This is a genomic window from Streptomyces sp. NPDC093510, from assembly GCF_040683555.1.
Classification (GTDB): domain Bacteria; phylum Actinomycetota; class Actinomycetes; order Streptomycetales; family Streptomycetaceae; genus Streptomyces.
In genome coordinates, this window is record NZ_JBFBEE010000011.1 from 241,858 (window position 1) to 265,665 (window position 23,808).

23 protein-coding genes and 1 pseudogene are annotated in these 23,808 nt (G+C 70.8%); 5 read left to right on the top strand and 19 right to left on the bottom strand.

The features are described from left to right. The first annotated feature begins 318 nt into the window (after nucleotides 1-318). Nucleotides 319-1,167: an SURF1 family protein gene (locus tag AB0N81_RS19775; protein ID WP_365359914.1), complete on the top strand. Its 849-nt coding sequence runs from the start codon at nucleotides 319-321 to the stop codon at nucleotides 1,165-1,167. Between the two features lie 87 nt (nucleotides 1,168-1,254). On the opposite strand, the gene AB0N81_RS19780 is transcribed toward AB0N81_RS19775, so the two are convergent. The 8 genes from AB0N81_RS19780 to AB0N81_RS19815 form a co-directional block, all read right to left on the bottom strand. Continuing rightward, entirely contained in the window at nucleotides 1,255-2,475 is a 1,221-nt protein-coding gene (locus AB0N81_RS19780) for a hypothetical protein (protein WP_365359916.1), read from the bottom strand. Next, nucleotides 2,472-3,140, bottom strand: a complete 669-nt coding sequence (locus AB0N81_RS19785; protein WP_365359918.1) for a SigE family RNA polymerase sigma factor — start codon at nucleotides 3,138-3,140, stop codon at nucleotides 2,472-2,474. The genes AB0N81_RS19780 and AB0N81_RS19785 overlap by 4 nt, the downstream gene beginning before the upstream one ends. 384 nt (nucleotides 3,141-3,524) lie before the next feature. Then, nucleotides 3,525-4,583 (bottom strand): aspartate-semialdehyde dehydrogenase, encoded by a 1,059-nt coding sequence (locus AB0N81_RS19790; protein WP_365359920.1) that lies wholly within the window; start codon nucleotides 4,581-4,583, stop codon nucleotides 3,525-3,527. Next, nucleotides 4,580-5,860, bottom strand: a complete 1,281-nt coding sequence (locus AB0N81_RS19795; protein WP_365359922.1) for an aspartate kinase — start codon at nucleotides 5,858-5,860, stop codon at nucleotides 4,580-4,582. Before AB0N81_RS19795 ends, AB0N81_RS19790 begins: the two co-directional genes overlap by 4 nt. Before the next feature lie 268 nt (nucleotides 5,861-6,128). After that, nucleotides 6,129-6,749, bottom strand: coding sequence for a Uma2 family endonuclease (locus AB0N81_RS19800; RefSeq protein WP_365359924.1), 621 nt, complete (start codon nucleotides 6,747-6,749; stop codon nucleotides 6,129-6,131). After that, nucleotides 6,746-7,672 carry a hypothetical protein gene (locus AB0N81_RS19805; RefSeq protein ID WP_365359926.1) on the bottom strand — a complete coding sequence of 309 codons (927 nt, stop codon included), beginning with the start codon at nucleotides 7,670-7,672 and terminating at the stop codon, nucleotides 6,746-6,748. The genes AB0N81_RS19800 and AB0N81_RS19805 overlap by 4 nt, the downstream gene beginning before the upstream one ends. A 275-nt stretch (nucleotides 7,673-7,947) precedes the next feature. Beyond that, nucleotides 7,948-8,148 (bottom strand): DUF397 domain-containing protein, encoded by a 201-nt coding sequence (locus tag AB0N81_RS19810; protein ID WP_365359928.1) that lies wholly within the window; start codon nucleotides 8,146-8,148, stop codon nucleotides 7,948-7,950. Continuing rightward, complete coding sequence (locus tag AB0N81_RS19815; RefSeq protein WP_365359930.1) at nucleotides 8,145-8,951, bottom strand: helix-turn-helix transcriptional regulator; 807 nt, start codon at nucleotides 8,949-8,951, stop codon at nucleotides 8,145-8,147. The genes AB0N81_RS19810 and AB0N81_RS19815 overlap by 4 nt, the downstream gene beginning before the upstream one ends. 84 nt (nucleotides 8,952-9,035) lie before the next feature. On the opposite strand from AB0N81_RS19815, the gene AB0N81_RS19820 reads away from it, so the two are divergent. Beyond that, on the top strand, nucleotides 9,036-9,443 hold the full coding sequence (locus AB0N81_RS19820; RefSeq protein WP_365359932.1) for a hypothetical protein: 408 nt from the start codon (nucleotides 9,036-9,038) through the stop codon (nucleotides 9,441-9,443). Here AB0N81_RS19820 and AB0N81_RS19825 read toward each other — a convergent pair. The 6 genes from AB0N81_RS19825 to AB0N81_RS19850 form a co-directional block, all read right to left on the bottom strand. Beyond that, nucleotides 9,424-12,285 carry a tetratricopeptide repeat protein gene (locus AB0N81_RS19825; protein WP_365359934.1) on the bottom strand — a complete coding sequence of 954 codons (2,862 nt, stop codon included), beginning with the start codon at nucleotides 12,283-12,285 and terminating at the stop codon, nucleotides 9,424-9,426. The two genes, AB0N81_RS19820 and AB0N81_RS19825, sit on opposite strands and share 20 nt — an antisense overlap. A 14-nt stretch (nucleotides 12,286-12,299) precedes the next feature. Further along, nucleotides 12,300-12,614, bottom strand: a complete 315-nt coding sequence (locus AB0N81_RS19830) for a trypco2 family protein (RefSeq protein ID WP_365359936.1) — start codon at nucleotides 12,612-12,614, stop codon at nucleotides 12,300-12,302. A gap of 192 nt (nucleotides 12,615-12,806) precedes the next feature. Then, entirely contained in the window at nucleotides 12,807-12,992 is a 186-nt protein-coding gene (locus AB0N81_RS19835; RefSeq protein ID WP_365359938.1) for a hypothetical protein, read from the bottom strand. Nucleotides 12,993-13,089: 97 nt separating this feature from the next. Continuing rightward, the gene (locus tag AB0N81_RS19840; protein ID WP_365359940.1) at nucleotides 13,090-13,755 is read right to left on the bottom strand and encodes a DUF5063 domain-containing protein; all 666 of its coding nucleotides are present in this window, start codon (nucleotides 13,753-13,755) and stop codon (nucleotides 13,090-13,092) included. After that, a complete protein-coding gene (gene recR, locus AB0N81_RS19845; RefSeq protein ID WP_365359942.1) occupies nucleotides 13,748-14,347 on the bottom strand; it encodes a recombination mediator RecR in 600 nt (199 codons plus the stop codon). Before recR ends, AB0N81_RS19840 begins: the two co-directional genes overlap by 8 nt. A 76-nt stretch (nucleotides 14,348-14,423) precedes the next feature. Then, a complete protein-coding gene (locus tag AB0N81_RS19850) occupies nucleotides 14,424-14,765 on the bottom strand; it encodes a YbaB/EbfC family nucleoid-associated protein (RefSeq protein WP_361725207.1) in 342 nt (113 codons plus the stop codon). 241 nt (nucleotides 14,766-15,006) lie between these two features. Here AB0N81_RS19850 and AB0N81_RS19855 point away from each other — a divergent pair, with 241 nt between their 5' ends. Further along, nucleotides 15,007-15,891, top strand: a complete 885-nt coding sequence (locus tag AB0N81_RS19855) for an SLATT domain-containing protein (RefSeq protein WP_365359945.1) — start codon at nucleotides 15,007-15,009, stop codon at nucleotides 15,889-15,891. A 517-nt stretch (nucleotides 15,892-16,408) separates the two neighbouring features. Here AB0N81_RS19855 and AB0N81_RS19860 read toward each other — a convergent pair. The 5 genes from AB0N81_RS19860 to AB0N81_RS19880 form a co-directional block, all read right to left on the bottom strand. Further along, a complete protein-coding gene (locus AB0N81_RS19860) occupies nucleotides 16,409-17,059 on the bottom strand; it encodes a hypothetical protein (protein WP_365359947.1) in 651 nt (216 codons plus the stop codon). A gap of 101 nt (nucleotides 17,060-17,160) precedes the next feature. Next, a complete protein-coding gene (locus AB0N81_RS19865) occupies nucleotides 17,161-19,569 on the bottom strand; it encodes a dolichyl-phosphate beta-glucosyltransferase (RefSeq protein ID WP_365359949.1) in 2,409 nt (802 codons plus the stop codon). Continuing rightward, nucleotides 19,566-20,261: a GntR family transcriptional regulator gene (locus AB0N81_RS19870; protein WP_365359951.1), complete on the bottom strand. Its 696-nt coding sequence runs from the start codon at nucleotides 20,259-20,261 to the stop codon at nucleotides 19,566-19,568. The genes AB0N81_RS19865 and AB0N81_RS19870 overlap by 4 nt, the downstream gene beginning before the upstream one ends. A 137-nt stretch (nucleotides 20,262-20,398) precedes the next feature. Continuing rightward, a complete protein-coding gene (locus AB0N81_RS19875; protein WP_365359953.1) occupies nucleotides 20,399-21,757 on the bottom strand; it encodes an aspartate aminotransferase family protein in 1,359 nt (452 codons plus the stop codon). A 694-nt stretch (nucleotides 21,758-22,451) separates the two neighbouring features. Beyond that, entirely contained in the window at nucleotides 22,452-22,667 is a 216-nt protein-coding gene (locus AB0N81_RS19880) for a hypothetical protein (protein WP_365359955.1), read from the bottom strand. Nucleotides 22,668-22,743: 76 nt separating this feature from the next. Between AB0N81_RS19880 and AB0N81_RS19885 the strand changes: the two genes are divergently transcribed. Together AB0N81_RS19885 and AB0N81_RS19890 are read left to right on the top strand one after the other, a co-directional pair. Further along, nucleotides 22,744-23,025: a hypothetical protein gene (locus AB0N81_RS19885; protein WP_365359957.1), complete on the top strand. Its 282-nt coding sequence runs from the start codon at nucleotides 22,744-22,746 to the stop codon at nucleotides 23,023-23,025. A gap of 55 nt (nucleotides 23,026-23,080) precedes the next feature. Next, nucleotides 23,081-23,755: pseudogene (locus tag AB0N81_RS19890) on the top strand (response regulator transcription factor); the annotation flags it as partial. Nucleotides 23,756-23,808: the final 53 nt, after the last annotated feature.

Consider the following 23,808-nt stretch of genomic DNA (forward strand, 5'->3'; position numbering starts at 1 on the left):
CGGTGAGGTGAGGTGGGGTGGGCTGCCGTGCGCCGCCGGGCGGGGCTCCTACCCCCGCTGGACGTTGCGGGGTGAACGGGCGGGTGGGTGGGAGGAATCCGCCGCGAAGCGGCGGGACAGGACCCCCACCGACTCCAGGCGGACCCACAAACAGGCGGGAGCGATCCCGCCGCGGAGCGGTGGGGTGAGGGCGACGGTCGGTGTCGGACGTGGTCCGGTGTGGAGTGGTGGGGCGGAGGGGGGCGGGACCGGCCGGGACCGGGGAGGTGGGTGGACCCCACGGGGTGGGGGGAGGGTGGCGCACCGTACCTTGGGGGTGTGTACCGGTTTCTGCTGACGCCCCGCTGGTGGGGGATCAACATCTTCGTCGTGCTGGCCATCCCCTTCTGCATATTCATGGGGTCCTGGCAGCTCGGCCGCTTCGAGGACCGCGTACAGGATCACGAGTCCGCCAAGGAGCAGGTGAAGGAACAGGCCGAGGAGGCCGACTCCGGCACCGGGGGACGTCCCCTCGACTCGCTGCTGCCCGTCGACAAGGAGACCTCCGGCGAGCAGGCCACGGCCACCGGCCGCTACGGCACGCAGCTGCTGGTCCCGGACCGGAAGCTGGACGAGAAGCAGGGCTTCTACGTCCTGACTCTGCTGCGTACGGACGGCGGCAAGTCGCTGCCCGTGGTCCGCGGCTGGCTCCCGGGCGACGCGAGCACGGCCAAGGCTCCCGCCGCCCCCAAGGGCGAGGTCACAGTGACGGGCGCCCTCCAGGCCTCGGAGAGCCCGGGTTCGAACGGGGTCAGCGCCGCGGGCGGCCTGCCCGAGGGCCAGCTGGGCGCGATCAGCTCCGCGTCCCTGGTCAACCTCGTACGCGACGACGTGTACGACGCGTGGATCACCCTCGACAAGGGCGACTCCGGGATGAAGGCGGTCCCGGCGACCGCGCCGAACAACACGGGCCTGGACCTGAAGGCCTTCCAGAACCTCGGCTACACCGGCGAGTGGTTCGTCTTCGCGGGCTTCGTCGTCTTCATGTGGTTCCGGCTGTTCCGCCGCGAGGCGGAGTTCGCCCGCGACGCCCGCTTGGGCCTGCTCGCGGAACCCCAGACCGCAGAACCCCAGGCCGCAGAACCTCAGACCGCGGAAGCCCAGACCGCAGAACCCCAGGCCCCGTAACCCCAGGCCGCGGAAGCCCACGCCGCGGAACCCCAGGCCCCGCGCCCGCCCCCGAGCCGCCCGCCCCCGAGCCGCCCGCCCTCAGGGCTAGGACGCGGGCAGCACCCCGGTCCGGTACACCGTCCCCGCACACGCGTTCGCGATCGTCGCGCCCGCCGAGGGAGACCCCGCCTCCGCGGTCAGGGAGACCACGACGCTGCCGTCGGCCACACCGCCGTCCGCCCGCCCCAGCTGCGGCTCCATGCCCTCGGGCGTTCCACCGCCCGGAGTCCCGCTGCCCCCGCTGCCCTCCGTGGGCGTCGGGTTGGGCGTGGGCTCTCCGCCGTCCGAGGGGCACTTGTCCGACGGCAGCCAGGCGAACCGCACCTCGTACGCCGCGCCGGGCTGCAGCACGAGCGGGCTGGCCTCCTGGGAGGGGTCGGGCAGGCCGAGCGCCGCGTCGCCCGCCGTGTGGTCGACCACGACGATCTTCGTGGGGTCGGCCGCGCCCTGCGCCACCGCGCTGACGGCGCCCGCGGCCTCGACCGTACAGCTGCTGTCGGAGACGTTGGAGACGCGGAACGAGCCGTACACCGAGCCGTTGGCGTCCGCCGGGTTCGCGCTGCCCGTGGCGCCGAGCTGGGCCGCGTCACAGACCGGCGAGCTGGCGGCCTCGGAGGCGGAGGGGTCCGGCGACCCCGTGCCGCCGCCGCCCGTGCCGCCCTTCTCCTTGCCGTCCTTCTTGTCCTTCTTTTCCTTCTTGTCCTTGCCCTTGGACTTGTCGGGCTTCTCGCCGGAACCCTTCTCGCCGGCGTCCGGGCCCTTGCCCTGGCTCGAACCGCCCTGCGCGTCCTGACTGTTGCCCGCGATCGAGGGGCGGTCGTCCGAGTCGCCCTTCGAGTTGGTGACGTGCACCAGGGCGGGGACGGCGGTGCCGATGAAGAGCGCGGCGGCCGCGATGCCGACGACGGCCTGGCGCTTGCGGGCCCTGCGGGCGGGGACCGCCTGCCGCAGATGTTCGAGGGAGCGCTCGCTCGGCTCGATCTCCTGGACGGCCTGCCGCATCAGCCGCCGCAGCGCGAGCTCGTCGGACCCCAGGTCACCCCCGCCCTCGGGGCCGGGGGACTCACCGCCGGAGCCGGACCCGCCCACCGAGCGGAGGCCCGGCCCTGACTCTTCGGGGCCGCTGTCGGGGCCGCTGTCGGGTCCGCTGTCGGGTCCGCCGTCCGGCCGGGGGCTGCCCTCGGGACCGTCGGGACCGTGATTCACGTTTCCGTTCCTGCCATGGTGCTCAGATCCGCCCTGCTCGTCACGCTTGCGCTCGCTCATGCCGGCGCCTCCATGGCGACCCGCAGGGCCGCGATGCCACGCGAGCCGTACGCCTTCACCGAGCCCAGCGATATGCCGAGGGTCTCGGCGACCTGCGCCTCGGTCATGTCGGCGAAGTAGCGCAGCACGAGGACCTCGCGCTGGCGCCGCTGGAGGCCGCGCATCGCCTTGATCAGCTCGTCGCGCTCCAGCTGGTCGTACGCCCCCTCCTCCGCGCTCGCCATGTCGGGCATCGGCTTGGAGAGCAGCTTGAGCCCGAGGATGCGCCGGCGCAGCGCGGACCGCGACAGGTTGACCACGGTCTGGCGCAGGTAGGCGAGCGTCTTCTCCGGGTCGCGCACCCGCTTGCGCGCCGAGTGGACCCGGATGAACGCCTCCTGCACCACGTCCTCGCAGGACGCCGTGTCGTCGAGGAGCAGCGCTGCGAGGCCGAGGAGCGACCGGTAGTGGGCGCGGTAGGTCTCGGTGAGATGGTCGACTGTCGTGCCCGCGGTCACGGTCATGGTGTCGTCAGCGCCTTCACGCTGCGACGGAAGACGGGCGGGACGCGCCGCGGGCATGGGTGCGATCACCGGCATGCCACCGGTCGCGCGGGGACGACGAGTGGGACGCAGTGCTGCCGCGCCTCTCGCCTGTACCGCTGTGAAGTCGAGTACCTCTGCCACGCTTGTTGGACACGCTTCCCCCCATCAGGGTTGTACGCATCCGGCATCGCGTTTGCGGTATGTCGCGCGGGCACCGCTTGTGACGATGCATCAAATGCCCCCATGCGTACCAGCTCTTCCCCTATGCCCCATTTATTCCCGGCGCTTGGGCCGCCCCTGAGGGCGACCGCTAAAGACGCCCCCCGTCCCGCCGCCGGTTGCAGTGATCAGACGCGAATCTTCGAACGCGGAGATGATCCAGTTCAAGCGTTCATGGTCACCGAGTTGGACACAGAACTTACACAGATCCCACAAAGGACTTGGCCCTGGGGTGGTATGTACCAATCCGCGTCATCCGCGCGGTTGCCGTCCGGATGACGCCCCGCCGTCGTGCGGCCGTTCGCCTCAACCGGCCGTGAACTCCCCGGCCACCAGCTCGGCGATCTGCGCGGTGTTCAGCGCGGCGCCCTTGCGCAGGTTGTCCCCGCACACGAAGAGCTCCAGCGCGGTGGGGTCGTCCAGTGCGCGCCGCACGCGGCCCACCCAGGTCGGATCGGTCCCGACCACGTCGGCGGGGGTCGGGAACTCCCCCGCGGCCGGGTTGTCGAACAGGACGACGCCGGGCGCGGTCGCGAGGATCTCGCGCGCCTTGTCGACAGTGACCTCGTCCTCGAAGCGTGCGTGGACGGTCAGGGAGTGGGTGGTGACGACGGGCACGCGCACGCAGGTGGCGGCGACGCGGAGTCCGGGCAGGCCGAGGATCTTCCGCGACTCGTCCCTGACCTTCATCTCCTCGGACGACCAGCCGTCGTCCTTCAGGGACCCGGCCCACGGCACGACGTTCAGCGCCACGGGCTCCGGGAAGGGACCGGTGTCGTCTCCCACGGCACGGCGTACGTCACCGGGGCTGGTGCCCAGTTCGCTGCCCGCGACGAGGTTCAGCTGCCGACGCAACGTATCGATGCCGTCGCGTCCGGCCCCGCTGACGGCCTGGTACGAGGAGACGATCAGCTCGCGCAGTCCGAACTCGGCGTGCAGCGCGCCGACGGCCACGATCATCGAGAGGGTCGTGCAGTTCGGATTGGCGACGATGCCGCGCGGCCGCACGCGCGCGGCGTGCGGGTTGACCTCGGGGACGACCAGCGGAACGTCCGGGTCCATCCGGAAGGCGGCGGAGTTGTCGACCACGACGACGCCCTTGGCGGCGGCGACGGGCGCCCACTGCGCGGACACCTCGTCGGGTACGTCGAACATGGCGACGTCGACCCCGTCGAAGACCTCTTCCGACAGGGCGTGCACCTCGACCTCCTCCCCGCGCACGGCCAGCTTGCGGCCGGCCGAGCGCGGGGAGGCGACGAGTCGGATCTCGCCCCAGATGTCGGCGTGCTGCGACAGGATCTGGAGCATGACGGTGCCGACGGCCCCGGTCGCTCCGACGACCGCGAGCGTCGGCTTACGGCTCATCGGCCGGTGCCTCCATAGACGACGGCCTCGTCCGTGTCGGAGTCGAGCCCGAAGGCGGTGTGCACGGCACGCACGGCTTCGTTCACGTCGTCGGCGCGCGTGACGACCGAGATGCGGATCTCGGAGGTCGAGATGAGCTCGATGTTCACGCCCGCGTCGCTGAGCGCCTCGAAGAAGGTCGCGGTGACGCCCGGGTTGGTCTTCATCCCGGCACCGACGAGCGAGATCTTCGCGATCTGGTCGTCGTAGCGGAGGGAGTCGAAGCCGATGGCCGCGCGGGTCTTCTCCAGGGCGTCGATGGCCTTGCGGCCCTCGGCCTTGGGGAGGGTGAAGGAGATGTCGGTGAGTCCGGTGGACGCGGCCGACACGTTCTGCACGACCATGTCGATGTTGACCTCGGCGTCCGCGATGGCGCGGAAGATCGAGGCGGCCTCGCCCGGCTTGTCGGGCACGCCGACGACCGTGATCTTGGCCTCGGAGGTGTCGTGCGCGACACCGGAGATGATGGCCTGCTCCACCTTGCGGGCTCCTTGCTCGGCGTGTGGTTCGTTGCTGACCCACGTGCCCTGAAGCCCCGAGAACGAGGACCGCACGTGGATCGGGATGTTGTAACGACGTGCGTACTCCACACAGCGGTGGAGGAGCACCTTGGACCCGGAGCTCGCGAGCTCCAGCATGTCCTCGAACGAGATCCAGTCGATCTTCCGGGCCTTCTTCACCACACGCGGGTCGGCGGTGAAGACACCGTCCACGTCCGTGTAGATCTCGCAGACCTCGGCGTCCAGAGCGGCGGCGAGGGCGACCGCGGTCGTGTCCGACCCGCCGCGCCCGAGGGTCGTGATGTTCTTGCCCTCCTGGCTGACGCCCTGGAACCCGGCGACGATGGCGATGTTGCCCTCGTCGACAGAGGTCTGGATGCGGCCCGGGGTGACATCGATGATCCGCGCTTTGTTGTGGACGGAGTCGGTGATGACACCGGCCTGGCTGCCCGTGAACGACTGGGCCTCGTGGCCCAGGTTTTTGATCGCCATGGCCAACAGGGCCATCGAAATCCGCTCACCAGCGGTCAGCAGCATGTCGAATTCGCGTCCGGCAGGGATCGGGGATACCTGTCCGGCGAGATCGATCAACTCATCCGTCGTGTCACCCATCGCCGACACCACGACAACGACCTGGTGGCCGTTCTTCTTGGCGTCGACAATTCTCTTGGCGACCCGCTTGATGCCCTCGGCATCGGCTACGGAGGAGCCTCCGTACTTCTGCACGACAAGGCTCACGTGCGCTCCTCGCTCAGTCCGTCTCTTACCGCACTACTGCGGTCGGCTCAGTCTAACGAGCGGCCGAAATTCGCCAGGCCGATATCACATCGTGAGATGTCCCGCTCACGAGTTGATCACCCAGGCATACGTCCCCGCTCCTCGGGGCGCACGTTCCGACCGCTCGGCTTGGCACATGCCCGGTTCGGAGCGGGGCACTCCGGAAAGTGGGGTGGGTCACAGGCTAGGACGGGTTCTGACGGGTTCTGACGGGTTCTGGCCGGGGGCCTCAGGCGGTGTAGATCTTGAGCTGCTCCGTGTTCAGGGGGATGCCGACGGGGGCGGGGAGGGTGACGGCGGCGCCGTACGCGTATGTGCGGCTCTGCCGGTACTCGCCGTCGTGCAGATCGCTGAACACAGTCAGGGTGTCGCCGTACCGGTCGACGACGAGGTGGACCGGGATGCCCGCGCGGGCGTAGCCGTGACGCTTCTCGTGGCGGTCGCGGCGATCGGTGTCAGGGTCGCGGTCGCAGTCGCGGTCGCGGTCGCGGTCGCGGTCGCGGTCGTACGAGGTGACCTCGATGGTCATGAGGACATCGCTCGGGTCCGCCCACTCCCCCTGCCCCGCGAAGGTGCCGATCGGCGCGAGCGCCCCGTCGGGCCTGGCACGGTCCGCCAGGCGGCCCGCGATCGCCATCCCCTGCCCGCAGTACAGGCCGAGCTCGGGGCGCTGCTGCATGCACTGCCGCAGCAGCCACATGACGATCTCTCCGTGGTCGCCGTCCGACACGGGCTTGACCTCCAGCTTTCCGTCGACGAGTTCGAGCGTCACCGTCTCGGGCGCCCCGCGGGAGAGCTCCTCGAAGTCCTCGGGTGACATCTGTGGCCGCGCTGCGGCGCCGGAGGTCATGGCGTCATCCCTTTGAGGCCCGCCGCGCGGCGCAGCGCATCGACTCGCTCGGTGACGTCCACGACCTCGTCGTGTCCCGCTGGGCGCGGGCGCGGCGGGCTCGACGGCCGTGCGAGGAACGTGTCCGGGACGTACCCCGAGCGCTCCTCGGGCGGGCAGCAGTCCGTGCAGATTCCGTTGACCAGCTCGACAGAGGTCTCGGGCTCCTCGCAGAACGGGCAGATCATCACGGCGCGGGTGACGCGGGCGCGTGCCTTGGCAGGGGCCTGACGCTTGGGGGGCATCTTGTTCTCCAGTCTGTTCCGGGCGAGACCGCCCGGGTTGGTGACGGTGGGAGGCAGCCCTTCGGTGAGGGCGCGCATGATGTCCTGCGGGGTCGCCCCACGCTCCAGCCACTCCGCCGCGCGGGGCGCGAGCTGCGCGCACTCCGCCTCGGAGAGGGCCATGCGGCGGTCGGCGGTACGGAGTTGGGCGAGGGTTCGGTGGGCCGTGGGTGGCTCCGGTGCCTGCTGGGCGGCGGGCTCCGGCTCGGTCGCCCTGGCCAGGCCCGGCTGGTAGGCGTCGGTGACGTCCCGCCCGTGCCGGGAGCGTACGAACTCGGCCCACCACTCGAGGGACTTCGGCTCCCTCGACCAGTACGTCCTGGTCACCCACCGCATCGAGTTGTCCTCAACGGTGATGTGTTCCTTGACCCAGCGCAGATGGCCGGCCTCGGTGAGGCGCTTGAGGGATGTACGAGTGGCCTGCTGGCCGTAGCGGGGGTGCTCGGCGGCGATGACCTTGTGGCCCATCGCGGCCCCGTCGGGGAGGTGATCGACGAACGTCGCGAATTCCGCGTCGCGGGGGCCCAAGTGTGCGAAGTCGGGCTCGGTGTCCGGTTCCGCGTCACCCGCGAGGCGTTTGCCGTAACCCGATTTGGCCATCGGGTGGGACGGGGAGGGCAGGACGGGATTAGGCTGAGAGCAAGTCACGGTCGACCTTGATTCGACTCGTAGGGCTAGGCCTCGGATCCGGTGTTGGCGCACCGACCGGGGCCGTTCTATTGCCGCGAACCTAGAGCGCCTTTACGTTCCGACGCAAGCTGACTACGGAACGTCACTCTTGAGGGTGACGGAACCCTCAACTCCGCTTTTGGGCAGGTTGGTTGGGTTCATTTCATCGGTGGACCAGACCCAGGAAAGGGCTCGGGTCCCGGGGCTCAAGCCCCGGGCTGAACTGCGGCGATGAAGGTGGCCCAGGCGGGGGCCGAGACGGTGAGCTCGGGGCTCGCCGGGTCTTTCGAGTCCCGGACGTGGAGGGTGATGGGGGCGGCGGGAGCGGTGCAGGCTGCTACCTCCACGCAGTTGTCGCCCTCGTCGTCGCTGTAGCTCGACTTGGACCACTTCAGCTGACCGCTCACAGCGCGTCCACCAACCGTCCGATGTACTGGGCCGACTCGACGGGATTCAAGGCGATTGCGCGAATCATGCTGATCCTCTCGATGTGCGCGCTGACCACCGGTGGATCAGTGGTCAGCTGACTGATGGACTGGCCGGTTGAGTAGGCGAACCATTCATGGTCAGGCGCTTCGAGCAACACCATTGGGCCGATGAGCGCCGTCGAGATGGCCCGATCGTACGGCAGGACTTGCAGCTCGATGTTGGGCAGCTCCGCAGCCTCGAGCAGCCGCAGGAGTTGCCCCTTGTGCACGTCCGGACCACCGAACGGGCAACGCAAAACGGCCTCGTACAGCACGAAGCCGAAGGATGAGAGCGGTCGACGCGTCAGGAGCCTTTGCCGCTCCTCCCGCGCCGCGATCCGCTCCTGGGCCGTGTGCTCATCGAGCGGCGGACGGCGGTTGCCGATCAGGAACCGCATGTACTCCGCGGTCTGCAACAGGCCGGGTACCAGGGCCAGCTCGTACGACCAGTGAGTGATCGCCTCACGCTCGCGGTCCATGAAGTCCTGGGCCCGTGCCGGAAACTTCTCCGCCTGTACGAAATCCTTCGCCGCGCTCAACAGCCCGTCCGCCCCGCACAGACCATCCGCCACGTCCAGCACCCGCGCCGTCGGCATCCGCACGCCCTGCTCCATGGCCTTGATCGTGTCCGGCGAGTAATTGGACGCGGTGCCCAGCTCCTCGCGCGTGACGTTCGCCTTCATCCGCCATCGCTTCAACTGGTTCCCGCCGTACCGCCAGGTCGGGTTGTACTGAACGGACACAGCGACCACCTCCGACGGATACAGCCGGGCGTGTATCCCCTCAGTCACTACCGAGCGTAGCCCCGCACTACGCACTCTGTGACCATGACGAACGCAATTCACTGGCCCGAGTGGGTCCCGGTGGCGGGGCACCAACTCCGCGTGTCGGGCGTGCACTTCGACACGCTCCGCATTCAGGGCGTACGAGGGGAACAGGTCGCCGCACGACTGGTGGCCGAGGCGGACGGGGACGCCGGCCCCGTCATCTGCGAGGCGACGGGGTTCCGGTGGATGTACTTCCTGGTGGCCCCGGGCACGGCCAAGGACCACACGTGGCCGCTGGGCGTACAGCGCTTCGGAACCCCGCGCACGGTGACGTACATCGGGGTCCCCGCACTGAACGGCAACACATGGCCGCTGATCTGGCACTCGGAGCCCACGCCGACGGCGCCGTACGTGGAAGCCGGGCGGCTGCTCGCCGTGCTGGGGCGGGTCAGCCCGAAGGATTTCTGAACCTTCCGGCGTCCTCCCGTGCCCGTGCGGAGGCCAGATTTTCGCGCACGATCGCGGTCTTCGGGTGGTCCGCGCCCAGCACCCGGAGGCAGTCGGCCAACACCTCCTCGTACAAGGGGAGCGCGCGATGCGCGTCGCCCACCGCCTCGTACGCAACCGCCAGGTTGATCCGCGACGTCAACGTGTCGGGATGATCCGCACCCAGCACCCGCCGCCGATGAGCCAACCCCTTTTCGAACAAGGGAATGGCACGGCCCAGATCACCAGCCGCCCAATACGCACCGGCCAGGTTGTTCCACGAGGTCAATGTGCTCGGGTGATCCTCACCCAGTACCCGCGCACAGTCGGCCAGCACTTGCTCGAACAGGGAGATCGCGCGATCTGCCTCACCCGCGTGCCTGTACGCACTGGCCAGGTTGCTCCGCGACGTCAGCGTGCCCAGGTGGTCCGCGCCCAGCACCCGCCACCGATCGGCCAACACCTGTTCGTACAAGGAGACGGCACGGTCCACGTCACCCGCGTCCCTGTAGATGCCGGCCAGGTTGTCCCGCGACGACAGCGTGTCCGGGTGGTCCGCACCGAGCACCCGCCGCCGGTCCGCCACCACCTGCTCGCACAACGGCAGCGCACGGACCACGTCGCCCGCCTCGCAGTATGTGTCCGCCAGGTTGTTCCGCAACCTCAGCGTGGTCGGGTCATCGACACCCAGCACCCGCTCGCAATCGGCCAAAGTCTCCTCGAACAACGAGATCGCACGACCCAGATCGCCGGTGGTCCTGTACACACCCGCCAGGTTGTTCCGCGCTGTCAGTGTGTTCAGGTGCTCCGCCCCCCATATTCCGGTGGCTGCTTCCAGACTGCGGTGGAGGAACCCCACAGCCTTCGGGACCTCTCCCTGCCCTTCGAAGTACATCGCAACCTGATTGAGGACGCGCATGGTCGTCCCCGTGTCCTCGGCGGGCCCGCATGCCTCCAGGAGAGCTTCGGCATGGGGCGACAGGCTCCTGAACACCGGCCACCCGGCCACATTGTCCCAAGGGTCGTCCGGGAGCATGCCGCCCAGCCATGCCGCGGCCCGGTCGCGTGCTTCCTTGATGAGTGACCCGGCACGATGCGGGTCCTCTTCCGACGCCGTGCGTGCCACCGTCTGCACAAGTCTGTGGACCCCGAACGTCGTCCGGCCCAAGGTGATCATGTTGTAGTTGGCCAGGAGGGCCAGGAGCCTGGCCAGGTCCACAGGGTCCGTGGTGAGCGGGGCGAACAGTTCCCGGGGGATGCCCGTCGGGGCGTACCAGGCGGCGACGCGCAGGAGGTCGACGGCGCGGGAGTCCCGCTCGTGCAGGACGTCCAGAGTGATGCGCCAGATGCGGGCCATCGTGCGGGCCGGGTCCGAGCCCTCCGGCGCGGCGTCGGTGGCTTCTGCCGGGAACCGGCCGAGCATCGCCCGGTACTCGCCGGCCGTCATCATGGTCTGCGCGATGAACGCGCCCGCCTGTTCCAGGGCGAGGGGGAGGTGACCGAGGTCTTCGGCCAACGCACGGACCTCGCCCTCGTCACCGTCCTCGCCCTCGCCCTCGCCCTCGTCCTCGGCCTCGTCACCGTCGTCCGTCAGGCGTGCGAGCAGGTCCAGCGAGGCGTCGGCGTCGAGCACCGGGAGAGGGATGGGTTTCCCGGGCCATCCCGCTCTGCACCGTGAGGTGATCAACTGGCGTCCGCTGGCGCGGAGTTGGCCGGTGACCGCGCAAACGTCGTCCGGCCGCTCCGCGTTGTCGAAGACCAGGAGCCAGCCCGGGTGGGTCTGCAGCCAGCCGATGGCCCAGGAAGCCGCCTGCGCGGTGGCCAGCGCCGGCGCGTCTCCCCGGAGGCGGGCGGCGAGAGCGGCCAGGCCGGTGTCGATCAGGTCAGGTGTGTCGGCGCGTATCCACCACACCAGGCGGTAGGCGTGCCGGTGGTCGTGGGCGTAGTGCAGCGCCAGCGTCGTCTTGCCGACGCCGCCGAGGCCGTGCAGGGTCTGGGTGATCGTCTGGGAGCCTTCGGACAGGGCACGGCCGAGCGAGGCGAGTGCCTCTTCCCGGCCGACGAAGAGGCGCGAGGGCAGCTCGGGCAGGTTGTGCAGGCCCCGGGGCACCTCCGTGTCGTAGGGCGTGCGCGGGCTTTCGACGGTGGCCGACGCGGCCGTGACGTCTTCCAGAACGAGGTCACCGCCCGCCGCGTTCGTGAACCCCGGTCGCGCGGCCAGCGAGGCCACGGAGACCGCCGTCAGCTGATTCGCCTCGTAGTCCCTGGTCCGGTCGGTCGTGACCACGCCGACGAGCCGGCCCCGCGCGAACAGCGCCGCGCCGGACGCTCCGGACCAGCGCGACTTCTCGGCGGGGCGGCTGGGGGCCGCGACCGCGTCGACGTAAGCCGTGATCAGGGCGCCGCCCGTCTTCAGGCCGGTCAGGGTCTCGATGTGGCCCCGGATCTCCTTGGTGTCCCGGACCCCGCCCCGCACCTCCGACCGCGGGAACCCGATCGCCAGGCAGCCGAGGCGGCTCTCGCCGAGGGCTCCGTCGATGCGGCCCCACCGGACCGTGTCCGCCCCGGAAGACGGAGTCCACGCGCTTTCCGTCACCCGGAGCAACGCCGCGTCGGCCTGCGGGTCAGCCGCCCGCTCGGGCCAGATCAGCTCGGCGGCCGCCCACGGCTCGCGCCCCTCGGGGCCGAGCCGCCGGACCTCCAGGCCGCCCGTTCCGCGCACATTGTGCAGCGCCGTGAGGACGATCCGGTCCGCGACCAAGTACCCCGTGCCCGCGCACCCTTCACCGGGGTTCCAGATCTCCACGACCCGTCGTACGTCCATAACGCGCCCCCGCCCTACCGGGGCCGCTCCCCCACGTCGTCGCCGACCCGCGCGTCCTCACCCGTCTCCGCGTCGACCGGCTGCAACGTCACCTTGAGCCGGTTCACCGTGCCCTTGGACCGCGCCGCCTTCGCCTCGGCCCCGAAGGGGAGCACGAGGACCTTCGCGCGAGCCTCGCCGTCCTTGCGCACGTCGACGGTGAACTCCAACTCGACCGGCCCCGTACGGAACTGGAGGCCCTGCCCCCGCCCCTCCTCGGCCGCCCGCCCCAACTCCGCCCGCACCGCCCCGATCGCCTCAGCCAGCCCCACCCACGCTTCGTCCGCCACGGCGCGGCCCCCGTTCAGAGATCCCGATGTGGGGGCAGCGTATCGCCGGAGCACACCAATACGCCCTGTAATAGGCGAAGTTGGGTACCTTACGCGGCGCCGACAGTCCGATCCCCGTACTCGATCGACACCGTGATCCTCGCGCCGAGCGCCGCCGCGTACGTCCGCTGGATCAGGTTCTGTTCGTCTGGATCAGGTTCTGTTCGTCTGGGTCAGGTCCTGTTCCTGGCGGATCTCCCGCAGGTGGTGTCCGAGGACGTACGCCTCGGTGGCGGTGCGCGCCGTCTGCTTGCGGCGCTCCCACTCGGCGTCGGACACGTCGGGGGCGCTTTCGCGCATCCGGCGCTTCACCTCTGCCCAGCTGCTGTGCTCACCCATCAGGCGCCTCCGCCCTTTCCTTCGCCGCGCCGCTCCGCCAGGTATGCCCGAGGCGGCCCGGTCCTGAGCCGGGGTGGAGCTGGTACTGGGGCGGGGCCTACTTGACCGTCCTGAGGCCCAGTGGGCCCGCGATCTCCTCTGCCATGACCTTGCCCGCTTCCTCCTCCAGGCCCTCCGCCGCCAGGTCCTCGTCCGTGTCCAGGCCGTCGAGGTCTTCCAGGGGCTGGTTCAGGCGGACGTGGGCCACCAGGGACTGGAGGGCTCGGAGGGCGCCCGATGCTGTGGAGCCCCAGTTAGAGAAGTAGGAGAACTGCCACCACCAGAGCGCCTCTGTCGTGCGGCCCGCCTTGTAGTGGGCCAGGCCGTGGCAGAGGTCCGCCACCACGTCCGCCAGGTCGTCCGAGATGCGGCACGGCACCGGGGCCTTGCGGGGCTCGTACGGGTCGAAGACCTCGGAGTAGACGTCGATCGGGTCCAGGAGGACGGCCAGGCGTTCGCGGAGGTCGTCCACGTCCTGTTCCGGGCCGAGGTCCGGCTCGTACCGCTCCTCGGGGACGATGTCCTCGTGGGCGCCCAGGCGGCCGCCGGCGAGGAGGAGCTGGGAGACCTCAAGGAGGAGGAAGGGGACGGCCGAGTCCGGCTCGTCGCCCCTCGCGACCTCCCTGACCGAGACGATGAAACTCTCGACCTGGTCGGAGATCTGGACGGCGAAGTCGTCCGGGTTCTGGTTCCGGGCGGTCGCGTGCAGCGTGACGTCAGACATCTAGGAGTCGTCTCCCCTCGAAAGCGCGGCCCAGGGTGACCTCGTCCGCGTATTCCAGATCTCCCCCGACAGGGAGTCCGCTGGCCAGGCGGGTGACCTTCAGGCCCATGGGCTTGATCATGCGCGCCAGATACGTGGCCGTGGCCTCGCCCTCCAGGTTCGGGTCCGTCGCCAGGATCAGCTCCGTGACCGTGCCGTCGGCGAGGCGCGCGAGGAGTTCCCGTATGCGCAGGTCGTCCGGGCCCACACCCTCGATCGGGCTGATCGCACCGCCCAGGACGTGGTACTTGCCACGGAACTCCCGCGTCCGCTCGATCGCCACGACGTCCTTCGGCTCCTCGACGACGCAGATCACCGAAAGGTCGCGGCGCGGATCGCGGCAGATGTTGCAGAACTCCTCCTGCGCGACGTTCCCACACGTCGCACAGAAGCGGACCTTGTCCTTCACCTCGAGCAGGGCGTGCGCCAGACGGCGTACATCCGTCGGCTCCGCCTGGAGGATGTGGAAGGCGATCCGCTGCGCGCTCTTGGGACCGACGCCGGGCAGCCTGCCCAACTCGTCGATGAGATCCTGAACCACGCCTTCGTACAACGGAACGCCTTTCCTGAAGTCCTCTTCGAGGTGAGGGTCTCGGCTCTCTACGTACGGTAGTTGGCCGGGGGGTTTCTTAGAAGGGAAGGCCCGGGATGCCGCCGCCGCCCAGACCCTGGGCCAGCGGGCCGAGCTTCTGCTGCTGCAGCTCCTGCGCGTTCTCGTTCGCCGCCTGGACCGCCGCGACGACCAGGTCCGCCAGCGTCTCCGTGTCCTCGGGGTCGACCGCCTTCGGGTCGATCACCAGGCCGCGCAGCTCGCCGGAGCCGTTGACCGTCGCCTTGACGAGGCCGCCGCCCGCCTGGCCTTCCACCTCCGTGCGCGCCAGTTCCTCCTGCGCGGCCGCGAGGTCCTGCTGCATCTTCTGGGCCTGCTGGAGCAGCTGCTGCATGTTGGGCTGGCCACCACCGGGGATCACGATCAGCTCCGTTTCGTACGGGTCCGTCTGTACGGGTCCATCTGGCGGGGTTTCCGCCAAGAACGAGCCTACGTGGTCCTCGGGCGGGTCGCCCCAGCACTCTTTCGAGTGAGATCAACTGTCTTCCTATACCTGATCAAGCACCTCTTCCGGGCGGAAAAGCCGTGAACCCGGGCTCATGGCCACCCATTGGGCGGTAGGACTTAGTGTCGATACGCGTGATCTCGTAGAGGAGTGCCGGGTGAGCCAGCCGGATATGCAGCCCGAGGGGATGCCGCCTGAGGGGGCGGGGTCTGGCCGGGGGCCTGGTGCGGGGTCTGGCCGGGGGCCTGGAGCGGGGGGTGGGGTGGGGTCTGGCCGGGGGGCCGGTGCGGGGTCTGGCCGGGGGCCGGGAGCAGGGGCCGGTGCGGGGGGTGGTGCGGGGTTTGGGGATTTGACCGGGCGGGTCTTTCCTCTTGGTGACTGGAGTGAGCCCGCCGCGCGGCTCGACGAGCTGTACCGGTGGGTCGAGCAGGGGGCCCTCGACACCGCCGAGTGGTACCTCGTCGACCGCGGCCGGAAGCGGCGCGCGGCCCGGCTGCTGCGGGTGGGCGCGGCGCTGGGTGCCGTGGGCGCCGGGGTGCTGCCGCTGCTCGATCTGGCCGCGGGGGCGGGAGCAGGGGCGGGGGCGGGAGCGGGGGTGTGGCCCGAGGCGTCCTGGGGGTTCGTGTCGCTGCTCGCCGGGGTGGCGTGCGTGGGGTGTGACCGGTTCTTCGGGCTCACGTCCGGGTGGATGCGGGATGTGGCGACCGCGCAGGCCGTGCAGCGGCGGCTTCAGGTGCTCCAGTTCGACTGGGCCTCGGAGAGTGTGCGGGAGGTGCTCGGGCCTACGGAGGGGACTGCGGGGGAGGCGGCCGAGCGGTGTCTCGGGGTGTTGCGCAAGTTCTCCGACGACGTGACGGAGCTTGTGCGGGCGGAGACGTCGGACTGGATGGTGGAGTTTCGGGCCGGGCCTGTGCCGTTGGCCATGCAGGCGATTAGTCCGGGGGGTGCGGGGCGGGAGGCTCCGGTCCATCCCGGGCGGTTTCCGTTGCCGCCCGGGGCGCGGCCGAACATGCCTCGTCAGCGGCCGCCGGAGCCGCGCTGACGTTTGCGCCTGGGGTTCGTCTGTGGGGCGGTGCCGTGCGCGTCTGCGTGTGCTCGCCGGGCTCGCCTGCGGTTCGGTTGGGGGGCAGGGCCGTGGGCGTCTGCGTGTGCTCGCCGGGCTCGCCTGCGGTTCGTCTGTGGGGCGGGCCGTGGGCGTCTGCGCGTGCTCGCCGGGCTCGCCTGGTGTTGCGTTGTGGGGCGGGGCCGCGGGGGTATGTACGTACTCGCTATCCCTTCGCCACGCCTCAAGTCCAAAGACGCCAATGTTCCCTCGGTGCTCCGTGCGCACATACCCCCACGTCCCCTCCGGCCGGTAGCGCGACTGCGGCCCGGTGGGCCGGTGGGCCCGGTGGGGGTTGCCCCCCTCCTGCTCCTACCTGGCAGCTGCGTCGCGGGGCGCACGGGCGGGCGGGTGGGATACATCCGCCGCGGAGCGGCGGGCTTGGGGCTCCTACCCCGGCGGGGCGTCGCGGGGCAACGGGCCCCACGGCCCCTGCCGGGTTCGCGCTGCGGGTGGGTCAGCTGTAGATGATCATGGAGCCTTGGGCCAGGCTTCGGGTGGCTGCCGCGTGGAGGCCGAGCCAGACGTGGCGTTCCCTTGCGAAGGGGCTTTCGTCCGGTGGGGGCGTGGCCGCCGGTTCCTCCAGGGAGGTGGGGGCCGCGGGCGGGGCCGGGGGCAGGGGCGGGTTGGCGGGGTCTATGCCGATCGAGGGGGCGACGTACTCCAGCTCGCGCAGGAGCGCCTGCGAGGAGCCGAGGGGGCCACCGCCCGCGAGGAGCTCTTCGTTGGAGAGCGGGGCCGGGAAGTCCACGGGGACGTACGCGCCCGCGTGGTCGTAGTGCCAGACCAGGTGCGACTGCTGGGCCGTGGCGTCGAACATCTCCAGGAGCTGTTCGTAGTCGCCGCCCAGTTCGTCCACGGGCGTGACCTCCAGGCCGCAGATCTGGAGGAGGTAGGCGCGGCGCAGGAAATGCAGCGCGTCGTAGTCGAAGCCCGCGACCGGGGCGACGTCGCCGGACAGGCCCGGCATGAAGGCGAAGACGGGGACGGGCGGAAGGCCTGCCTCGTTCAGGGCCTTGTCGTAGACGGCGAGTTCTTCCGCGAAGGGGTTGTCGGCGCTGTGGCACAGCACGTCGACGAGCGGGACCAGCCACAGGTCGCAGGCCAAGAAGGACTCCTCGGGTCAGGTCGGGCGACGGACGGTACGGAAGGGTGTTCGTTGCTGTGTGTTGCCTCGCGTTCAGGCAGCGTAGTTGGGGACCAGGTCCTCTAGCTGCCCTCGTGCAAGTCCCATATCCATACGCCGTCTACCCACTTTCCGGGACTGCCGACGACCGCGTCCACGGTCGCGCGCAGTTCTGTGTCGTTCGGCTGCGGCGCGAGGACGAGGACGCCCGCGTTCCAGAACGTCAGGTCCCGCTCGACCGCGTCCCGCCAGGCCTGCGAGATCTCGGGGGCGCGGCCCGAGGAGCGGACGTCGCTGAGAAGGTTCGAGGTGTTCGTGGGCGAGGGCCCGTAGATGCCGATGCGGTCCGGGCCCCAGGGGCCGTTGAAGTAGCCGCCCGGGATGCGGAAGCCCAGGCCGGCGCTGGTCTGCCAGTGCAGGCCCTCCGCGTTGCCGGGGCTCGGGATCGGCACCGGGACGAGGGTCTCGCCCTCGCCCAGGTACGTGCGCCAGGTGCCCTGCGCGATGAACGGCGGCACGTCGACCCGGTCCACGGCCTTGAGCGGGGCGGGCACGATCGGCAGCAGCGCGACGGTGACGGCCGCGAGACCCGCGTACCGGGGTATGCGCCGTGGCGTGGACAGCAGGCGGGCGAGCGCCAGCGCGAGCAGCATGCCGAGCGCCGGGGCGCACACCATCGCGACGCGCGACTCGATGACGGACTCGAAGAGGGGGCGGTTGGAGAGTGCCGCCCAGGGCCCCGGCAGGACGGTGGAGGTGAGGGGGATGCGGAACTTCGGGCCCAGGGAGAGCAGTGCTGCCGCGACCGTGGTGAACGCGAGTGCCTTGACGGCCGTGCGCTCCCAGAGGCGTACGACGATCGCGAAGGCCAGGGCGACGAGCGGCCAGCCGAAGAACGCGTTCTCCTCGGTGGGGTTCATGGCGAGGTGGTCGGCGGTCGCGTCGCTGCCCGCGAGCGAGCGCTCGGCGAAGGAGAGGAAGGCGAGCGGGCTGTTGCCCGCGTTGTCACCGTGCAGCACGCTCTTGTAGCTCTGCGGCCCGAAGAACTGCCAGTACAGGGGGAAGGCGACCAGGGGGATCGTGACCGCGAGGGCGATCGCGAGGCCGCGCGCGAGCGGGCGCAAGGCGGCCTTCGCCACGTCCCGGCGTGCGACCGCGTACGCGACGGCGAAGAGCAGCATGCCGAGCGCCGCGAGGAGGAGCGGCTCCTCGCCCAGGAAGATCTGGTACGTCGTGAAGAGGCCGAGGACGACTCCGTCGCGTACGACACGGGCGCCCTCGCAGAGCCGCAGCGCCCTGTCGATGATCAGCGGGATCATGAACAGGACGATGAAGTTCGGGTGCGCGTGGGCGTGGCTGACCATCGGGGGCGCGAAGGCGGCGAGGGCCGCGCCGACGGCGGCGGCGCCCCGGTGCGGGACGAGCCGTCTGCGGATCAGCCTGTACCAGGCGACGGCGGTGGCGGCGAGGCCGCCGGTCATCGCCACGTTCAGGGCGACCGCCGGGCCGAGGAGCCAGGTCACGGGCGCGAGCGGGACGGAGAGGCCGAGCATGACCGTGTTGGCCATGAGGTTCACGCCGTCCGGCGCGTTCTGGAGGGTGGTGAACAGGGGGTTGTTCAGGTGGCGGACGTTGTCCGCCGTCACCGCGAAGAACCACTCCCACTGGTTCTGGTCCTGCATGGAGTCGGGGATGTAGCGGTGGGCGGGAGACAGCCAGCGGCTGGAGTAGAGGAGGAGTGAGAAGGTCAGGAAGAGCAGTGCGGTCAGGACGTCTGCCCGGCGGATCGTGCGGGCCTTGAGGGTCGTCAGCTCGGCGAGGACCTTCACGTAGTCGAGCGGCCGGACCTTCGACCCCTCCTGGTGCGACCAGCGCACGGGCACCTCGGCGACGGGCCAGCCGGCCCGCCGGAAGTACTGCAGTATCTCGACGTCGATGCCCCAGCCGTGCAGCCTGGACGCGGCGAACGCCTCACGGGCCCGGTCGCCGTCGAAGAGCTTGAATCCGCACTGGGTGTCGCGGATTCCGGGGACGGCGACCGTGCGTATGAGGAAGTTGCCGGTCCGGCCGAGGAGCTCGCGCAGGCGGTGCTGGTGGGCGTCGATGGTCGCGCCGGGGCGGGCCCGGGAGCCGATCGCGGCCGCGTGGCCGTCGGTGAGCGCCTTGTCGAGGTGGTCGAGCTCCTCGATGGGCGCGGCCAGGTCGGCGTCGGTGACCAGGACGCGGCGGCCGTAGGAGGCGAGGACGCCGAGGCGCAGCGCGTGGCCCTTGCCGCGGTTGCGGCCGCCGCGCACGAGCTGGACGCGGGGGTCCGCGGCGGACGCCTCGTCGGCGATCTCCGCGGTGCGGTCGGTCGAGCCGTCGTCGACGACGATCAGCTCCCACGCGCCCCGGTACGTCAGGTCGAGGTGGTCGCGGAGCGCGGCCAGCGTGGGGCCCAGGCGCCGCTCCTCGTTGTAGGCGGGGACGACGACTGTCAGGTCCACACTCATGCAGCGGCCAGCCGCTCGATGAGGGACAGGGAGTGCGCGTTGTACTCGATGACGATCCCGTGGGCGGCCGCCGGGTCGCGGCGCACCAACGCGTCGACGAGCTCGGTGTGCCGGGACCAGAGCAGGCCGCGCAGGTCACCGCCGTTGATGTCGCTCCAGCGCCGCAGGTGGGTGACGGCGCAGACCCAGGACTTCACGCGCAGGCGGTGCAGGAAGTCGGAGAGGTAGGGGTTGCCGAAGAGGGCGCTGAGCTCGCGCCAGAAGCGCAGGTCGTAGCCGATCAGGACCGTGAGGTCGCCCGCGCAGGCCGCGCGGGCCGCCTCCTCGCCGCGGCGGCGCACGGAGAGGAGCGCGTCGGCGACGTCCCTGCGGGCGCCGTGCGCCGCGAGGTCGCGGAAGATGCCGTCGGCGACGAGGCCGCGGGCCTCCAGCATGCCGCGGTAGTCGTCCAGGGTGTGTTCGTGGACGCGGAAGCCGCGGTGCTGGTCGGCGTCCAGGAGGCCCTGCGCGGTGAGGTTGACCAGGGCCTCGCGGACGGGCGTCGCGGAGACGCCGTACTGGTCGGCGATCTCCTTGACCGTGAACTCCTGGCCCGGCTCGAGCCTGCCGGCCAGGACCTCGTCGCGGAGGGCGTCGGCGATCTGCTGGCGCAGAGTGCTGCGGATGACGGCGGTGCCGTCGGTGCCGGGCATCTGTCTCCCCCGCGGAGTTCGTGTACGTGGTCGTGTGCGTGTTCCCTTTACGAGCACGCCAGACTACGCGGTCGGGATTTCGGCGGCGGGGGCCCGCGGGTACTCCCCCACCGCCCGTCACCCCAGGTGAGACGGTGCTACACGGTGTGTTCGTCGGCCGCCGACAGCGCCTCGTCCAGGGCCGCGAGGCCCTCCTTCGCCTCCGCCTCCGTGATGTTGCACGGGGGCACCACGTGGGTGCGGTTCATGTTGATGAAGGGCCACAGGCCGTGCTTCTTGGCGGCGGCGCCGAACGCGGCCATGGGCGCGTTGGCCTCGCCGGTCGCGTTGTAGGGCACGAGCGGCTCGCGGGTCTCCCTGTCCTTGACCAGCTCCAGGGCCCAGAACATGCCGGCGCCGCGTACCTCGCCGACCGACGGGTGGCGCTCGGCGAGGGCGCGCAGGCCCGGCTCGATCACCTGCGCGCCGAGGTGCGCGGCGTGCTCGACGACGCCCTCCTCCGCCATGACGTTGATCGTGGCGACGGCGGCGGCGCAGGCCAGCGGGTGGCCGGAGTAGGTGAGGCCGCCCGGGTAGGGCCGCCTGGCGAAGGTCTCGGCGACCTTCCCGGAGATGGCGACGCCGCCGAGCGGCACGTATCCGGAGTTCACGCCCTTGGCGAAGGTCATCAGGTCCGGTACGACGCCCTCGAAGTGGTCGACGGCGAACCACTCACCGGTGCGGCCGAAGCCCGCCATGACCTCGTCGAGGACGAAGACGATGCCGTACTGGTCGCAGAGCGCGCGCACGCCCGCGAGGTAGCCGGGCGGCGGGATCATGATGCCCGCGGTGCCGGGGATCGTCTCCAGGATGATCGCCGCGATCGTCTGCGGGCCCTCGTAGACGATGGTGTCCTCCAGGTGCTGGAGCGCGCGCTCGCACTCCTGCTGTTCCGTCTCCGCGTAGAAACGGGAGCGGTAGAGGAAGGGCGCCCAGAACCGGACGACGCCCGCCGTGCCGGTGTCCGAGGCCCAGCGGCGCGGGTCGCCGGTGAGGTTGATGGCCTGCTGGGTGCCGCCGTGGTACGAGCGGTACGCGGAGAGGACCTTCGGGCGGCCCGTGTGCAGGCGGGCCATGCGGGTGGCGTGCTCGACGGCGTCGGCGCCGCCGTTCGTGAAGAAGATCTTGTCGAGGTCGCCCGGGGTCCGCCCGGCGATGAGGCGTGCGGCCTCGGAGCGGGCCTCGACGGCGTAGGCGGGCGCGAAGGTCGTCATCGTCGCCGCCTGCTCCTGGATCGCGGCGACGACCTTCGGGTGCTGGTACCCGATGTTGGTGTAGACGAGGCCGCTGGTGAAGTCGAGGTAGCGGTTTCCGTCGTAGTCCCAGAAGTACGAGCCCTCGGCGCCGGCGATGGCCGGCGGGTCGATGAGCTCCTGTGCGGACCAGGAGTGGAAGACATGTGCGCGGTCCGCGGCCTTCACGGCGGCGCCGACCTGGGGATTCGGCTGAGGGGTCATGGGGCCGAGGGTAGATGTCCACGGAGTGGACGGGGTATGGGCGTCCTGTCGGGCGTGCGCTTTGGAACCCGACACATTGTCGCGTGGCGGGGTGGTGTCTTGACCTCCCGTTTCGCTCGGGGCACACGGGGTTCCGTACCGGGGTACGAGGGTCTTTCGGGTGCGGAGTGGTGGGGTGGTGGGGGGTGCTCGCGCCGTTCCCCGCGCCCCTGGGGGCGTCGCTTGGATTCCCGGTGCGGGATGGTGGGGGCTTGGCGCGCAGTTCCCCGCGCCCCTGAGGTGGGTGTCGGTCGCATTTCGAGTGCGGGGTAGTGGGGGCTTGGCGCGCAGTTCCCCGCGCCCCTGAGGTGGGTGTCGGTCGGATTTCGGGTGCGGGGCGGTGGGGGTGCTCGCGCAGTTCCCCGCGCCCCTGGGGGTGTGGGATGGGCGTCGCTCGATTCCCGGCTGCGGGCCGGTGGGGGTTGAGCGCGCAGTTCCCCGCGCCCCTGGGGAAGACCCCCAGGCGTCGTCCGTCAGGGAAGGCCCGATCGGCCAGGGCTCTGCGGGGGCGCCCAGGAGGTTCGGTCAGGGGCGCGGGGAACTGCGCGAGCAACCACAGCGGGGCCGCAGGGGAGGACAGCTCGCAGCTCGCCTAAGGATTGCCCCGCCTGAGTCATGGCGGGGCCCCACGGGGGGCGGCACCACCGGGCCCCCGTCAGTCGTCGTCCGTGTCGGGGGTCACCTCGGCCCGGGGGCCGGTCGAGGTGCAGCGGATCTCGTACGGGAGGTCGTCCCGGTCGTCGTCGTCGCCGGGTTCCGCCTCCAGGCGGACGACCGCCGCGGGCCCACGCTCGACGTCCTCGTCTATGTGGAAGCCGTCCGCCGGGCTCCAGGAGACGAGGCGGATCGTGCCGTCGGCGCGGCATTCCACCGTCGCGGCACCCCCGGTGAAACGTACGGTCGACCGCGAGGAAGGGGGTGGAGTGGGTGGAGTGGGTGGAGTGCGCTTGGCAGAGGCGGACTCCCTCGGGGTGGGGCCGGGTGGCGTGCCTGAAGGGGAAGAGGGTGTCTCCCGGGGCGCCGGAGAGGATGTCGCGGCCCTGGCCAGCGCCTCCCGTACCGCCGACTCGTCCAGCGGACGACTGTGCGCCGCGTCGCCCCCGCTGTCCGAACTCGCCAACTGCCACGCGCCCAGCGCCCCCGCCGCCGTCCCCACGGCCACCCACGCCGCCGTGACGACGGCGTTCCGCCACTTCCTCATTCCGCCACTGTGCCGCATCGTTTCCTAACGTCCGGTTAAGACCCCGCCAAAGCCCGTGCTCCGGCTCTGACTACGGTGGTTGTATGGCGCATCTTCTCGTCGTCGAGGACGACCCCCAGCTCCGCGGCGCGCTGGTGCGGGCCCTGCGCGACAAGGGGCACGCCGTGGCGACCGCGCCGAGCGGCATGGCGGGGCTGGACGCCGCGGTGACCAGCCGGCCCGACCTGGTCGTGCTCGATCTGGGGCTGCCCGACGTCGACGGGGCGCAGGTGCTGCGCATGCTGCGGGCCGTCAGCGACGTGCCCGTCATCGTGGCGACAGCCCGGGACGACGAGCCGGAGATGGTCACGGTCCTGGAGGCCGGGGCGGACGACTACATCGTCAAGCCGTTCGGCGCGGCTCAACTGGACGCCAGGATCAAGGCGGTCCTGCGCCGCCTCGGTGCGACCGAGACCGAGGAGCCGCTGCGGGTGGGCGCCCTCTCCATCGATCCGGCCTCCCGCGAGGTCACGCTCGACGAGGCGGATGTCGAGCTCACGCCCCGCGAGTTCGACCTCCTCGCCTACCTCGCCCGCCGCCCCGGCCAGGTGGTCTCGCGCCGCGAACTCCTCGCCGAGGTCTGGCAGCAGCCCCTGGGCGGCGCCGACAAGACGGTCGACGTGCATCTCTCCTGGCTCCGCCGCAAGCTCGGGGAGACGGCCCAGCACCCCCGCTACCTGCACACCGTCCGGACCGTCGGCGTCAAGCTCTCGGCACCCGGGGACGTACCCGAGGACGTGCCCGGGGACGTGCCCGGGGACGTATCCGGGAA